At 63.1% G+C, this 13,116-nt stretch carries 10 protein-coding genes and 1 pseudogene; 3 read left to right on the forward strand and 8 right to left on the reverse strand.

Features of this window, described 5'->3' with window-relative positions:
* Nucleotides 1–17 precede the first annotated feature (17 nt).
* The 7 genes and pseudogenes from A1WC_RS0124925 to codB form a co-directional block, all read right to left on the reverse strand.
* A pseudogene (locus tag A1WC_RS0124925) lies at nucleotides 18–1,286 on the reverse strand (histidine phosphatase family protein).
* Between the two features lie 26 nt (nucleotides 1,287–1,312).
* Nucleotides 1,313–2,671 (reverse strand): MFS transporter, encoded by a 1,359-nt coding sequence (locus A1WC_RS18880; protein WP_008805601.1) that lies wholly within the window; start codon nucleotides 2,669–2,671, stop codon nucleotides 1,313–1,315.
* A 110-nt stretch (nucleotides 2,672–2,781) separates the two neighbouring features.
* The gene (locus A1WC_RS18875) at nucleotides 2,782–3,591 is read right to left on the reverse strand and encodes an inositol monophosphatase family protein (RefSeq protein ID WP_008805602.1); all 810 of its coding nucleotides are present in this window, start codon (nucleotides 3,589–3,591) and stop codon (nucleotides 2,782–2,784) included.
* Nucleotides 3,592–3,712: 121 nt separating this feature from the next.
* Nucleotides 3,713–4,663 (reverse strand): LacI family DNA-binding transcriptional regulator, encoded by a 951-nt coding sequence (locus A1WC_RS18870; protein ID WP_162708855.1) that lies wholly within the window; start codon nucleotides 4,661–4,663, stop codon nucleotides 3,713–3,715.
* A gap of 145 nt (nucleotides 4,664–4,808) precedes the next feature.
* Complete coding sequence (gene codA / locus A1WC_RS18865; RefSeq protein WP_008805604.1) at nucleotides 4,809–6,047, reverse strand: cytosine deaminase; 1,239 nt, start codon at nucleotides 6,045–6,047, stop codon at nucleotides 4,809–4,811.
* Nucleotides 6,044–7,279: a PucR family transcriptional regulator gene (locus A1WC_RS18860; protein WP_012542475.1), complete on the reverse strand. Its 1,236-nt coding sequence runs from the start codon at nucleotides 7,277–7,279 to the stop codon at nucleotides 6,044–6,046. Before A1WC_RS18860 ends, codA begins: the two co-directional genes overlap by 4 nt.
* Nucleotides 7,276–8,538, reverse strand: a complete 1,263-nt coding sequence (codB, locus tag A1WC_RS18855) for a cytosine permease (RefSeq protein WP_012542474.1) — start codon at nucleotides 8,536–8,538, stop codon at nucleotides 7,276–7,278. Before codB ends, A1WC_RS18860 begins: the two co-directional genes overlap by 4 nt.
* A gap of 451 nt (nucleotides 8,539–8,989) precedes the next feature.
* On the opposite strand from codB, the gene A1WC_RS18850 reads away from it, so the two are divergent.
* From A1WC_RS18850 to A1WC_RS18840, 3 genes are read left to right on the forward strand one after another with little or no spacing between them, the layout of a single operon-like run.
* The gene (locus A1WC_RS18850; RefSeq protein ID WP_008805607.1) at nucleotides 8,990–9,598 is read left to right on the forward strand and encodes a methylthioribulose 1-phosphate dehydratase; all 609 of its coding nucleotides are present in this window, start codon (nucleotides 8,990–8,992) and stop codon (nucleotides 9,596–9,598) included.
* 12 nt (nucleotides 9,599–9,610) lie between these two features.
* Complete coding sequence (locus tag A1WC_RS18845; protein WP_016160477.1) at nucleotides 9,611–11,107, forward strand: FGGY-family carbohydrate kinase; 1,497 nt, start codon at nucleotides 9,611–9,613, stop codon at nucleotides 11,105–11,107.
* Nucleotides 11,104–12,132 carry a 2-hydroxyacid dehydrogenase gene (locus A1WC_RS18840; protein ID WP_002894255.1) on the forward strand — a complete coding sequence of 343 codons (1,029 nt, stop codon included), beginning with the start codon at nucleotides 11,104–11,106 and terminating at the stop codon, nucleotides 12,130–12,132. Before A1WC_RS18845 ends, A1WC_RS18840 begins: the two co-directional genes overlap by 4 nt.
* 35 nt (nucleotides 12,133–12,167) lie before the next feature.
* On the opposite strand, the gene A1WC_RS18835 is transcribed toward A1WC_RS18840, so the two are convergent.
* Nucleotides 12,168–13,109 carry a carbohydrate kinase family protein gene (locus A1WC_RS18835; protein WP_016160478.1) on the reverse strand — a complete coding sequence of 314 codons (942 nt, stop codon included), beginning with the start codon at nucleotides 13,107–13,109 and terminating at the stop codon, nucleotides 12,168–12,170.
* Between the last annotated feature and the right edge of the window lie 7 nt (nucleotides 13,110–13,116).

The raw sequence follows: 13,116 nt of genomic DNA on the forward strand, positions 1-13,116 counted from the left end.
GGGCAAGCGCTGCATTGCTACGGCAGGACCATGGCTACCGCCGGGGCGGATGACCGGTCGATACGCTGACCGAGGGCGGTAATAGCCGCCTGGAAGGGACACAGCGTACCGACGTCGGTCTGACGGCAGCCCGGCTGACGCCACTCCTGACGCAGCATCGGGTGCTGCGCGTCCGGCGTCTGCAGACGACGCAGGTCGTCGAGGCCTTGCGCCTGGAAATAGACCCGCAGATAGCGTTCCCCGCTCTTCGCGTTGCGCCAGCGCTCCAGCACCAGGCTACTGCCCGGCGGGATATTTCCCCGGCTGTAGCCCGGCAGCTGCCAGCTAAAGTTCATCAGCGTGCGCACCATGGCGATATTGGTGTCATGGGCCACCAGCAGCAGCCAGCGTACGTTCGGATTCGCCTCCGGTTTGACGCCGTCGAGCATGGCGTTGAGCAGCACCGACCCGCGTTTTTGCGCGGTATACAGCACGTCGTTACTCAGATCGTAGTTTTCCGTTAACAGCGGCAGCAGGGCGGTGATCTGCCTGGCCTAGGTGATCTTGCCCCACGCCAGCTGGCTGAGAGGCAGGTTTTCACTCCAGCCGAGACGCAGCGTCTCCACCATATTGGCCATCACGCTCAGTCCGCTAATAGTGGTTTTCCCGCTTTTGCTCTGCTCCACCTGCCAGGGGGTGTCGAAGATCGGGCAGGGTTTATCGGCCTGACAAACCGCCTGTTGCAATAGCTGGATGGCCGGCGCCAGCGCCTGCCGACGCTGCGCCAGATCCCCGGCCTTCTCTTTCACCGCCGCCAGCTGGCGGGCGGGGTCGGTTTGCGTGGCGGCGAACTTGTCGGTCTGAAACAGGGGATCGGCATCCCCGCTGACATAATGGATAGCGACGCCGCAGCCGGGGAAGGCGCCATCCACCAGCGCCTGGGCGGTCGCCCGCGTCCGCTGCAGCGGGCTGGCGCGCACGTAAATCGACTCCGCCGTCGGGCATCCCGCCTGCAGCAGGCCAAGCTGGCGATAGTGCTGGCCTTCCTCACGCCCTTTGTTGACCACGGCGGCATAGCCATGGCCGGTGAGCTCGCCGTCATGGGTGGTCCATTCGGTCCACGGTCGTCCGGTGGCGGCCTCGATGGCTTCCCTGTTACCGGCTGTCGGCGGGCGGATACCGTGGCGGCTGAGCTCGACCACTTTCTCCAGCTGCCAGTCCGCGGCGGCGGCAGATTGCAGCGCCAGCAGCGGCAGCGCGCAGGCGATAAACAGGCGTAACAGCCCCTGATGTCTTGCAGGCATCATATCTTCTTCCTTAATTCGTTAATCGGTTATGAGGAGAACGAGGTCTGCCGTTCGACGGCATGGCGCCGGGCGACGATGGCGGCAGTGGTAAAACAGAGTAGCGCGGAACCCAGACCGGTACCCACCCAGAACAGCGCCAACGTGCTGAAATCATACAGCGTTTTGCCGTTCTCAAGGATAGCCGTTTTATCAATAATGATCCCGGTGAGAAACTCGCCCAGGCCGGCGCCGGCGTAGCTGGCGATGCCGATGGTGCCGAGCGCGGCCCCGGCGGCTTTGCGCGAGGAGATATCGACGGCGATCAGCCCGCCGAGGAAGCAGGTCAGGGCGCCAATGGTGGCCCCGAAGATAATCATCGCCAGAATATCAGTGTAATAATTGTGCGGCGACCAGAGCATCAGGGCGAAGCCGGCGGTGTTCAACAGGCTGATAAACCCGGCCATCACGCTGCGGTTGCGTGGGAAAAAGCGGTCGGAGAGCATGCCGGCGATGATGGTCCCGGCGATGCCGGCGATGGCGTTGACGCCGATAATCCCGGACGCCTCCAGCGTGGAATAGGCTTTATCCTGCTCGAGAAAGAAGATCCCCCACGAGTTGACGGCGTAGCGGTCGATGTACATAAAGGCGGAGGCGAGGGCGAGGGTCCACAGCGCCGGGTTGCGCAGCGCCAGCAGCTGGTTTTTAAACACTGAGCCGCGGGCTTCGGCCTCCTCCTGCGGTTCATCGCGGATGACGTTGATGGACGGGAAGCCACTGCTCTGCGGCGAATCGTGCATGAACAGCACCAGCAGCACCACCCCGGCGGCGCCGAGCGCGGCGGTGGACAGGTAGCCCATCTGCCAGCCAAATCCGGCGATCACTGCGGCGATCACCATATAGGTCACCGCCTCGCCGATATTATGCGCCGTCGACCAGATGCCATAGAAGGTGCCGCGCTCCTTAACGCCGTACCAGCGCGCCAGCGAGACCGCGCAGGGGCCGACGCCCATCGACTGGGCCCAGCCGTTGATCCCCCAGAAGATGGCCAGCAGCAGGGCGTTGGTGGTCATCCCCATCATCAGGTTCATCCCGGCGCTGAGCAATAAACCGAGGCTCATATAGCGCACCACGTTGGCGTGATCGGCGATAAAGCCGTTGACCAGCTTGCCGATGGCGTAGCTGAAGAACAGGGTTGAGCCGATCATGCCCAGCTCCGTCGGGGTGATCCCCAGATCCACCAGCGCGCTTTTGGCGACGGTGAAGGATAACCGGCAGACGTAAAAGGTGACGTAGGCCAGGGTCATGGCGATAAAGGTTTGCCAGCGCACCCGGCGAAAACGCTGTTCATCAAACGCGGCGCCCGCTTTCGGCGGCGACGCCCGGAAAAAAGCGATAATTCCAGACATAGGTGGTTCTCCGCAGGTCGGAGGCCTGACTGATTGATGTGGTTCGTCCGTGAATGAAGTTATCGTTACTGTGTAGAGTACATAATCAGAGATAGCCTGACCCGTAAGGGTTAATGTAAGGGTTGTGGGATCATCTTTTTCAGCTGCGGGTAGAGCGTCTGGCTGGCCAGCAGTAGCGGGTTGCCGCGCTGGATCCCCTCCTGCGCCAGAAAATCGTTGCTGGCGCCGCCCGCTTCGCGCATCAGCACCAGCCCCGGCAGAGCGTCCCACGGGTTCATGTGCGGCTCGTAGTAGCCAATCAACCGGCCCGCCGCCGCCCAGGCGCTCATCAACGCCCCGGAACCGTTGCGGATAAACATGCCGCCGTCGCTGAGCAGCGCCTGCAGAAACGGCAGAAAGTCCGCCGGGGTGACACGATGCGAGGTGCCGACGCCCATCACGCCCTCTTTGACCGTCGTCGCGGGGTGTGGACGGATCGGGGCGTCGTTGAGCCAGGCGCCATGGCCCCGCAGGGCGTGAAACAGCTCGCGATGGTTGGGGTCGTAGACCACGCCGATGACCGGTTCGCCGTCGGCGACGATCGCCAGCGACAGGCACCAGGTGTGCAGGCCGTTGAGGAAACAGCTGGTGCCATCGATGGGGTCGACCACCCACAGGATCCGGGCGTCGGGCAGGCGGGTGCCGCTCTCTTCGCCGAGAAAGCCATCTTGCGGAAACGCGCTCTGAATGCGCTGTTTGACAAAGGCCTCCACCCGTTTGTCGGCCACGCTGACCACATCCTGCAGGTCATTGCCTTTATGGTCGACGGTCAGCGCCTCGCGCTGTTGATAGTATTCAAACGCCAGCTCAGCCCCCGCTTTCGCCAGCTCGCAGGCCAGACGGTAGCGGGCCTGTAGCGCTTCTGATTCCTGAGATTGCATAGTGACTCCCTATTTTGCACACGTGTGCATTTTGCGTGAAAAAAACAGCCCCGAAGGGCCGAATGAGTGTGGCCGGGTTTCGCAGAAGATTCTGTGATCGCTCCAGCATAAAATGATTTTTTCATTTCGCACTATGACGAATAATTAGTTTCACCGGCACTTCGCGATGGCGTGAGGGCAGGCTGAAGCGGGCGATCCGCGTCATCAACAGATCCACCGCGTGGTGCGCCAGCAGGGCGGTATTCTGCTGGACGGTGGTGAGCTGATAGGGCTGCCAGTCCGCCTGCGGGATATCGTCAAAGCCGACGATGGCCGGCAGCGGGGCGGGGGCGTCCCGCAGGCCATCCAGGGCGCCCAGCGCCAGCATATCGGTGGCGCAGAACAGCGCCTGCACTCCGGGGTTTTCAGCAACCAATTCTCTGGCGGCCTGGTAGCCGGCCTGATAGCCGCCGCCGTCGCAGAAGCGGCTGCTCACCGCCATACCCGACGTCCGGGCGATGAAAGCGTCATAGCGCTGGCGGGTGCTGAAGTTCTCGCGATTTTCGCCAATAAAGCCAACCTGCTGCCAGCCTCGACGACTGAACAGATCCGCCACCAGCTTTGCTCCCTGGGCGTTATCGCTGCACACCCGGTCGCAGCCGGCGAGGTCCGCATGGCGGTTGATCAGGGTGACGGGGATCTTGCGCGCCAGATACTCTTCCGCCAGCGACAGCGGCGGCGCGCCGGAGGTGATGATCACCCCGGCGACGTGATAGCTCAGCAGTTGTTTAAGCGAGGGGGCGAGCTGCTGCGGATCGTCAGCGTTCATCAGCAGCGGCATAAAGCCATTGAGCGCCAGCTGATGGACCAGCGGCGCCAGCAGTTTGCTGCGAAACGGGTTGTCGAAACCGGCGGTGACGATGCCGATAAAATTACTGCTGCCAGTGATCATCGTCCGGGCGATGATATTCACCTGATAGCCCAGGGCTTCCGCGGCGCTCAGCACCTTCTGCCGGGTCTTCTCCGACACCGAGGCGCCGGGGGTGAAGGTGCGGGAGACCGCCGAGCGCGAGACGCCGGCCAGTCTGGCCACGTCCTCGGCCTTAATCCATTTTTTATCGCTCATCGTCGTTTCGCGCCGTCTGTTTTCCAGGAAGCCGACGCCCGGGCGGGCGTCGGTCACGCACACTGCCTGAAAAGGTATCACAGAAAGGCGCCGACGCGCAGCGCCTTGCGCCTTATGCCGGGTAGCGGATGTGCTCCACCTCACGCTGCAAAATCACCTTGCCGTGGCGAATGGAGGTCAGCACCCGTGCCTGACGACGGACGGCCTCGTAGTCGTTTTCCGCATCGAGGATCAGCAGGTTCGCCGGGCGGCCTTCGGCGAGGCCGTAGTTATCGCCCAGACACAGCGCCCGGGCGCTGTTGTCGGTGACGAAGTCGAGGCAGCGCTGCAGATCGTCATAGCCGAGCATATGGCAGATGTGCAGCCCGGCATCCAGAATGCGCAGGATATTGCCGTTCCCCAGCGGGTACCACGGATCCTGAATCGAGTCCTGGGCAAAGCAGACGTTGATGCCGGCGCGATCCAGCTCCGCCACCCGGGTGACGCCGCGCCGTTTCGGCCAGCTGTCAAACCGGCCCTGCAGATGAATGCTTTCGGTCGGGCAGGAGATGAAGTTGATGCCCGAGGCTTTCAGCAGGCGAAACAGCTTTGAGCAGTAGGCGTTATCATAAGAGCCCATCGCGCAGGTGTGGCTGGCGGTGACCTGCGCCCCCATGCCGCGCACCCGCGCCTCCTCCGCCAGTACTTCAAGGAAACGCGATTGCGGATCGTCGATTTCATCGCAGTGGACATCCACCAGGCGGCCGTAACGCTGGGCGAGGTCCATCAAAAACATCACCGAGCTGACCCCTTTGTCGCGGGTGTTCTCATAGTGCGGAATGCCGCCCACCACGTCGGCGCCCATCTCGATGGCGCGGGTCATGAGTCCGCGGCCGTCGGGGTACGATTCGATTCCCTCCTGCGGGAAGGCGACAATCTGCAGATCGATAAGATCGGCGGCCTCTTGTTTCACCGCCAGCAGCGCCTTCAGGGCCGCCAGCGACGGATCGGTGACATCCACATGGGTCCGGACGTGCTGGACGCCGAAGTCGCGCAGCATGCCGATGGTTTTCAGCGCCCGCTGGCGGGTGTCCTCCGGGGTAATACTCGCTTTGCGCTGGCTCCAGCGGGTGATGCCTTCAAACAGGGTGCCGCTGCGGTTCCACTCCGGCTCGCCCGCGGTGAGGGTGGCGTCAAGATGGATATGCGGCTCGACGAAGGGCGGGATCGCCAGCCGGCCCTGGGCGTCGATATCCCCGGCGTCGGCACTCTGCATCGCGGCCTGGGCGGAGATACGGTGAATCATCCCGTCCTGCAGGTCAAGAGTAAACAGCGCCTCCTGGCGGCGCAGGCGAGCGTTAATAATTTTCATGGTGGGTCCTGTAAATGGTTTTGCGATAAACGCCAGATCACCAGCGCGACCGAGGCGTTGAGATGAAACTGGGGGTGGCTGACCGGGTAGCCGGTCAGTTTTTCAATACGCTGGATGCGCTGATGCAATGTGTTGCGATGCAGGCCCAGCCGGTCGGCGGCCCGCACCACGTTGCCGTTCTCCTGCAGCAGCGTCTCGAGGGTCTCCAGCAGCAGCCATGGCGCTTTGCGGCCCGGTTCGATCAGGCAGCCCAGGGTGTCGTGCATAAAATCGTTGAGCAGCGCCGGGTCGCTGACCGCGGACAGCAATTTGATAAACCCCAACTGCTGATAGTCGCTGATACGCTGGGTCGGCCGCAGGGTATCGCACAGATCCAGCGCCTGGCGCGCCTGCGACAGCGCCCGCGGATAACCCTGCAGCTGCCTGACCGGTGCGGAGAGGCCGCAGAGCAGCGACAAACCCTCCTCTCCGTCCGCCAGCGCCTGCAGCCACTGCTGCAGCCATTTTTTCTGCTGAAAGCCTTCCCCCTCCTCATCCGGCAGCAGGAAAAGAAACATATTGCTGCGCTCCAGCAGCGGGAAGGGGTTGCCCTGCTGGTTGAGCTGCTGCTGCAGCTGCTGACGCACGCTGCGGTGGGCCTGCAGCAGCCAGGCTTCGGCCTGCTCGGGCGGGAACTGGCGAAACAGGCGGGAAAGCCCCTCCAGACGCAGCGCCGCCAGCCGCAGCGGACGGGTAAAATCGAGCTGCTGATGGAGGGCGCGCTGATGGAGCATCTGCAGATCCGGATAGTCGCCGGTGACCAGCTGCATCAGAATGTCGCGCTGTGACTGCAGGGCGTTTTCACTGCGGACCAGCGCGGTGCCGATGCGCTCGGTGACAATTACCATCTTCAGCAGGTAGGGCTGCTCAATCAGCGGAATGCCCAGCTCGTCGGCAAGGGCGATCAGCGTGGCGGGAATGGCGTGGATATAGGCCTCGCCGGTGAGGATCACCATCCCGGCGATGCCGCGCTGTTTTCCCTCCATCAGCAACTGGATCAGGTTGGCTTCATCACGGGGATGGTTGATGCCGGTAATAAAGACCAGCTCGCCGCCCATGATCCACTCGGCGATATGTTCATTTTCCGCCACGTAGTACCAGCGTACGGCCCGCTGCAGCCCTTGCTTTCCCGCCCGCAGACGCAGGGCGGAGAGTCCCTCAAGGGCCAGCAGTTCGCTGACCGTCAGGCTCATGGCTCCTGCTCCGCGACGGCGGCAGGCTGGCGTTTGCTTAGCAGGCTCAGGACGATATAGACCAGCGCGGAGACGGTGATCCCCACCAGCGGCGCGATCCACGGTGACAGATAAGCCACCACCGCGCCGGCGGCGTAGGCGCCGAGTCCCAGCCAGTTAAAACGCGGCAGGCGGGCGTTCTGCAGCAGGGGATAGCGCCCGCCGCGGGCGAACCAGTAGTCGGCGAGGATCACCCCGCCAATGGGCGGAATAATACTGCCCAGCAGCACAAGGAAGGGGATCAGCATTTCATACATACCGCCAATAGCGAGCACAATGCCCACCCCGGCGGCGGCGAGGGTTAGCGTCCGGCGACGTTCGCTGCGCAGCAGATGGCAGGCGGCGGCGGAGACGTTATAGATGGTGGGCCCCTGGATGGTCAGCAGGTTGAGACACAGCATGATCACCGCGGCGACCGACAGCCCCTGCAGGATCAGGACTTCCACAATATCGGCCTGTTGATAAACGATGGCGCACCAGGCGCCGGCGACGATCATCAGCCCGTTGCCGATGAGGAAGCTGCCCATGCTGGCGAGAATGGCGGTCCGGCTGGAGTTAGCCAGCCGGGTCCAGTTCGTCGCCTGGGTGGCGCCGCTGGCGAAGGTCCCGAAGACCATGGTGATGGCCGCCGACCAGGTCATGGTGTCGCTCGGGGCAATATGGGTCATCGCCTGCCAGCCGCCGGCGTGGTGCAGCGCCAGATACATGGAGACCATCAGCAGCACAAACATCAATGGCACCGACAGGCGCGACAGCGCGTCCAGTCCCTTGTAGCCCACCAGCGCGGTGACGCAGAACAAAATACCAAACAGCACCATCAACGGCTGGGTCAGCGCCTCGGGCAGGGCGAGGATCTTCACCAGCGAGATAGCGACCGTGGCGGTCCCCCAGGCGTACCAGCCCAGTTCGGCAAAGCCAAGAATAAAGTCGGCCAGCTTGCTGCCGATCTCCCCGAAGCAGAACCGGCCCATCAGCACCGTATTCAGGCCGCTGCGCGCGGCGATCCAGCCCAGCGACGCGGCATAGAGGGCCAGCAAGGCGTTGCCGATGACGGCTATCCACAGCAGATTGACGATGGAAAAGGAGACGCCGAGTTTGCCGCCGGCAAACATCGTGCCGGTGAAAAAGGTAAAGCTGAACAACACCATGGCGATGGAAAATACGCCTTTGCGTCCGGCGGCGGGCGCTTCGACGAGGGGAAAATCATTGCTGTTTGACATCCTGGAACCTCTGGCTGGTAGATGGGCGGTGATAGCCGGAAGTAGCAAGAGATGTGCCAGGAAAAACCGGGCACGGGGAATATCACAGGATGTGCACAGTGCACAGTAATGAGGAGGTAAAGAGGAGGAGATGCCATTTTAGTGGGCATCCTGCCATGTTTTGCACCAGTCCAGGGCAGAGGAGGGCGGCGAGCGCATCCCTGGCGCAGGAGGAGAATTTCAGCCAGGGCGATCCGCCAGTTTTTGGCCAGCGAGTAGTGGAGAATAGCGGTGTACTGAAAACGGTTGGTTAAATCACTGTGAATAAGGGTTATTTAATATGCATTTATGATATAACCATTTGTCTTGTGTGTGTTTCCTGAAATATTGTCCCCTCCGGTTAGCGGTGTTAGTATCGGGTAAATAGCCATTTAGACGGCTAAATAAATCATCGCTAACCTAAGGAACTGCTATGTGGCAAGAAAGACTCGCGCAACTGGTCACCACCTGTCATTGGATCGGGGCGAAAGGCTGGGCGCCGGCGACCGGCGGCAATATGTCGGTGCGTCAGGATGACACCTGGTGCTGGCTAAGCGAGTCGGGCCGCGACAAAGGCAGCCTGACGACCGAGGATTTTCTGCAGGTTGAGATCGCCACCAACCAGGCGCCTTCCGGACGGAAGCCGTCGGCCGAGACCGGCCTGCACACCCTGGTGTATCGCCTGTTCCCGGAAGCCAACGTGGTGCTGCATGTGCATACCGTCAACGCCACCGTGCTGTCGCGCATCGAAAAAAGCGACACGCTGGCGCTGCAGGGGTATGAAATGCAGAAAACCCTTAGCGGGCAGCACAGCCATCTCGATACCGTTCCGGTCGCCATCTTTGATAATGACCAGGATATTGACGCCCTGGCGGCGCGGATTGCCGATTATGCGCAAACGCGCCCGCTGCGCTACGGCTTTCTGCTGCGCGGCCACGGCCTGACCTGCTGGGGGAAAGATATTCAGGAGGCCCGCCGTCAACTGGAGGGGCTGGAGTTCCTGTTCGAGTGCGAGCTGATGCGCCGCCGCTACGAGCCCTGAGCCGGAGCAGGTATGGATTTTTATCTTGGGATCGATATCGGCACCTCGCGGGTGAAAGCGGTGCTGTTTGATCAGCATTTCACCGCCTGCGCCAGCGCCGCGGAAAATACCTCACCCCGCCTGTCGGCCAATGGCTACGCGGAACAGGATATGACCCAGCTGTGGCATTCGGTGCTGGCTATTCTGCGCCAGATTGCCCGCCACCCGGCGCTACAGGCGGGGCGGCTGCGGGCCATCGGCCTCGCCGGGCAAGGGGAGGGGGTCTGGCTCAGCGATGAGCAGGGCGAACCGGTGGGCCCGGGGATCCTGTGGAGCGATACCCGCAGCCACGAGCTGATGAGCGACCTGCTGCGCCGACCCGGCTTCGACCGCCGCTATTTCGCCGATACCGGCACCCACCTGCAGCCCTGCAATACCAGCCTGCAGCTGTACTGGCTGAAACAGTATCAGCCGGCGCGGCTGGCGGCCGCGCGCTATCTGTTTTTCGCCAAGGACTGGATCCGCTTTCGCCTGACCGGTGTGGCGGCGCTGGAGTTGACGGACGCCAGCAGCTCGTTACTCAATCAGCAGACCGGCAGCTGGTCCTCGGTGGTGATGAACGAGATGGGGCTGAACGAACTGCTGCCGCTGTTTCCCCCGCTGCTGGCCCCGGATGCTCCGGCCGGCACGCTGAGCGATGCGGTGGCGGCGCTGACCGGGCTGCCCGCCGCGACGCCGGTGGCCGCCGGGGCGCTGGATGTCTGTAGCGCCGCGCTGGGCTGCGGCGCGGTCAACGAAGGGGATATCTACACGATCCTCGGCACTACCTGCTGCACCGGGATCGTCTGCCGCGGCCCGCAGACGGTGAACGAGGCGACGCGCTTTGTCACCCATACCGAAGCCGGGCAGGTGATCTCGCTGTTTCCGATGCAGGCCGGTACGCCAAACATTGACTGGCTGCAGCAGCATATTTCGCTGGACGCCGATCTGGGTCGGCTGGAGCAGGCGATCGCGGAGGTGGAGCCAGGCAGCGGCGGCGTCTTCTGGCAGCCGTACCTCAATGGCGAACGTGCGCCGTTTTACAGCCCGGACGCGCGGGCCGGCTTTTTCGGCATTAGCCCGCACACCACCCGCGCCGAACTGCAGCGCGCGGTGTTTGAAGGCCTGGCCTTCGCCATTGTCGATGCGCTACAGGGTTATCCGCAGGGCGGCGAGCTGTATCTGACCGGCGGCGGCGCAGCCTCGGCGACCTGGCTGCAGATTATCGCCGACTGTACCGGGCGTACGGTGGTCTCCAGCGCCTTTAACGAACTGAGCGCGCGCGGCGCGGCGATTCTGGCGGCCCGCAGCGTCGCGGCGCTGGCCGAGACGCCTCCGCTGGCGCAGACCCGCTATCAGCCGCGCCCTCAGGCGCATGCCCGCTACGCGGCGCTGTATCCCGTTTACCGCCTGCTGCGTGAGCAGATGCTGCCGGTATGGCAGGCCAGACAGGCCGCCCTTCAACCTCTTTCTCAGGACGTACAACCATGAAAATCGTTTTTACCGCCGAGCATGCTGGCGACCTTAGCGCCTTCCACCAGCTGGGCGAGCTGCTGGTGGAGGGATGGGCGCTGGGCAAACCGAAACTTAGCGCCGGTCAGCTGATTGAGCTGGCCCATGACGCCGAGGTGCTGGTGACCAGCTATGATGAGGTGACAGACGCGGTAATGGCCGCCTGTCCGCGCCTGCAGGTGATCGCCTGTACTCGCGCGAATCCGGTGAATATTGATACCCAGGCCGCCCAGGCGCGCGGCATCCGGGTGCTCTACACCCCGGGGCGCAATGCCGATGCCGCCGCGGAGCTGACGCTTGGCCTGATGCTCAGCCTGGCGCGCCATATTCCGCAATCCCATGCGGCGCTGAAGCGGGGGGAATTCACGCAGGCTGATAATGCCGCCGCCGCCACCCAGCAGGGTCTGCGGCGGGATGTGGTCTGGGACGTGAGCCCGGAAAGCCCCTATGAAGTGTTTAAAGGCAGTGAACTGCGCAATAAAACGCTGGGGCTGGTGGGGTATGGCAACATTGGCCGCCGGGTGGCGCGTATCGCCCGGGCGTTCGGCATGGCGGTGTTGGTGGTGGATCCGTTCGTCGCCGCAGAGGATATCAATGAGCCAGGACTACAGAAAACGACCCTGGAGGCGCTGTTCCGCGAGGCGGATATCGTCAGCCTGCACCTGAGCAGCGGGCCGCACAGTGACGGGCTGGTGAATGCGGCGCTGTTAAACAGCATGAAGCCCGGCGCGCTGCTGATCAATACCTCTCGCGCTGCGGTGGTCGACGAGGCGGCACTAATTGATGCCCTGCGTCACGGCCCGCTGGGCGGCGCGGCGCTGGATGTCTATCACCGCGAACCGCTGTGGCGAGATCATCCTTTTGTTATCGAGTTCGATAACGTGATTATCACGCCGCATATCGCCGGAGCCACCCGGGAGAGTATCGCCAAACACACGGCGATGATTGCCGCCGATCTTCAGCGCTATGTCGCCGGGGAGCCGCTGCTGTACCAGTGGCGTTAAGCCGCTTGCGCCGCTGCGGCGGCGCGGGTCCATCGTCAGGGGCGATGGGCCGCCATAAAAGCCTGGGTCTGTTCCCAGTCCACTACCCCGGCATCCGATCCCATCCCGGTCGCCACCAGCGCGGCCACCGCCGAGGCGACGTCACACGCTGCTTTCACGCTGAGTCCGCGCGCCAGCGCGGCAATAAACCCGCCGCAGTAGCTGTCGCCGCAGCCGGTGGTATCCACTGCCTCGACCGGCCACGGCGCAATATGCTCCAGCGCGCCATCTCGACGGATAAGCCAGGAACCGTTCTCGCCGTCTTTCAGAATGCAGGTGCCCACACCGAGTGCCAGGAAGAAGCGGCCGATGGCCTCCGGCTGCGTCTCGCCGGAGAGAAAGGCGGCTTCCTCCAGCGAAGGCATGAAATAATCCACCGACGGCAACAGGGGCCGCAGTAGTTCGAGGGTGTCTTCATTCGGGGCGATAAGGTCAAAGCTGGTGGTGACTCCGCGTGCTTTAGCCGCCTGCAACAGCCGCGCGCTCTGTCCCTGGTCCATTGCCGCCAGCAGTCCGGTCCCGCCGTGATGCAGGAAACGACAGTCGAGGACGGCGTCAAATTCCGTTTCACTGACGAACAGGGCATCGGATGCGCCCCGGCAGTGCAGGGCCGGACGCTCGCCGTTGGGGCGAATCGGCAGGATCGTCGCCGAGGTCTCTTTCAGCGCGGTGCGCTGGATAAGCGAGCAGTCGATGCCCAGCCGGGCATAGCTGGCGAGGATAAAGTCGGCCTTTTCATCTTGACCCAGGCAGGCCACCGCTGCGGTGCGGATCCCCAGCTTCGCGGCGTTAATATTGGCCCCGGCGGCGGTGCCGGCGGGGTTGAGGCGAATTTGCTCAATAAAGGCGACGCCGCCGCGCGGCGGTATCGCCACCACCGGGCGCCCGGCGATATCCAGAATAGTCAGGCCGACAAACACGGCGTCAAAGGTTGCCATCGTTCTC

This window comes from Klebsiella sp. KTE92 (genome assembly GCF_000398905.1).
GTDB lineage: Bacteria > Pseudomonadota > Gammaproteobacteria > Enterobacterales > Enterobacteriaceae > Klebsiella > Klebsiella variicola.

What these genes read in the sequence shown, in the direction of transcription:
- A1WC_RS18880 (WP_008805601.1), bottom strand. Translation starts at nt 2,671, where the DNA reads ATGTCTGGAATTATCGCTTTTTTCCGGGCGTCGCCGCCGAAAGCGGGC.
- A1WC_RS18875 (WP_008805602.1), bottom strand. Translation starts at nt 3,591, where the DNA reads ATGCAATCTCAGGAATCAGAAGCGCTACAGGCCCGCTACCGTCTGGCC.
- codA (WP_008805604.1), bottom strand. Translation starts at nt 6,047, where the DNA reads ATGAAAATTATTAACGCTCGCCTGCGCCGCCAGGAGGCGCTGTTTACT.
- A1WC_RS18860 (WP_012542475.1), bottom strand. Translation starts at nt 7,279, where the DNA reads ATGAGCCTGACGGTCAGCGAACTGCTGGCCCTTGAGGGACTCTCCGCC.
- codB (WP_012542474.1), bottom strand. Translation starts at nt 8,538, where the DNA reads ATGTCAAACAGCAATGATTTTCCCCTCGTCGAAGCGCCCGCCGCCGGA.
- A1WC_RS18850 (WP_008805607.1), top strand. Translation starts at nt 8,990, where the DNA reads ATGTGGCAAGAAAGACTCGCGCAACTGGTCACCACCTGTCATTGGATC.
- A1WC_RS18845 (WP_016160477.1), top strand. Translation starts at nt 9,611, where the DNA reads ATGGATTTTTATCTTGGGATCGATATCGGCACCTCGCGGGTGAAAGCG.
- A1WC_RS18840 (WP_002894255.1), top strand. Translation starts at nt 11,104, where the DNA reads ATGAAAATCGTTTTTACCGCCGAGCATGCTGGCGACCTTAGCGCCTTC.
- A1WC_RS18835 (WP_016160478.1), bottom strand. Translation starts at nt 13,109, where the DNA reads ATGGCAACCTTTGACGCCGTGTTTGTCGGCCTGACTATTCTGGATATC.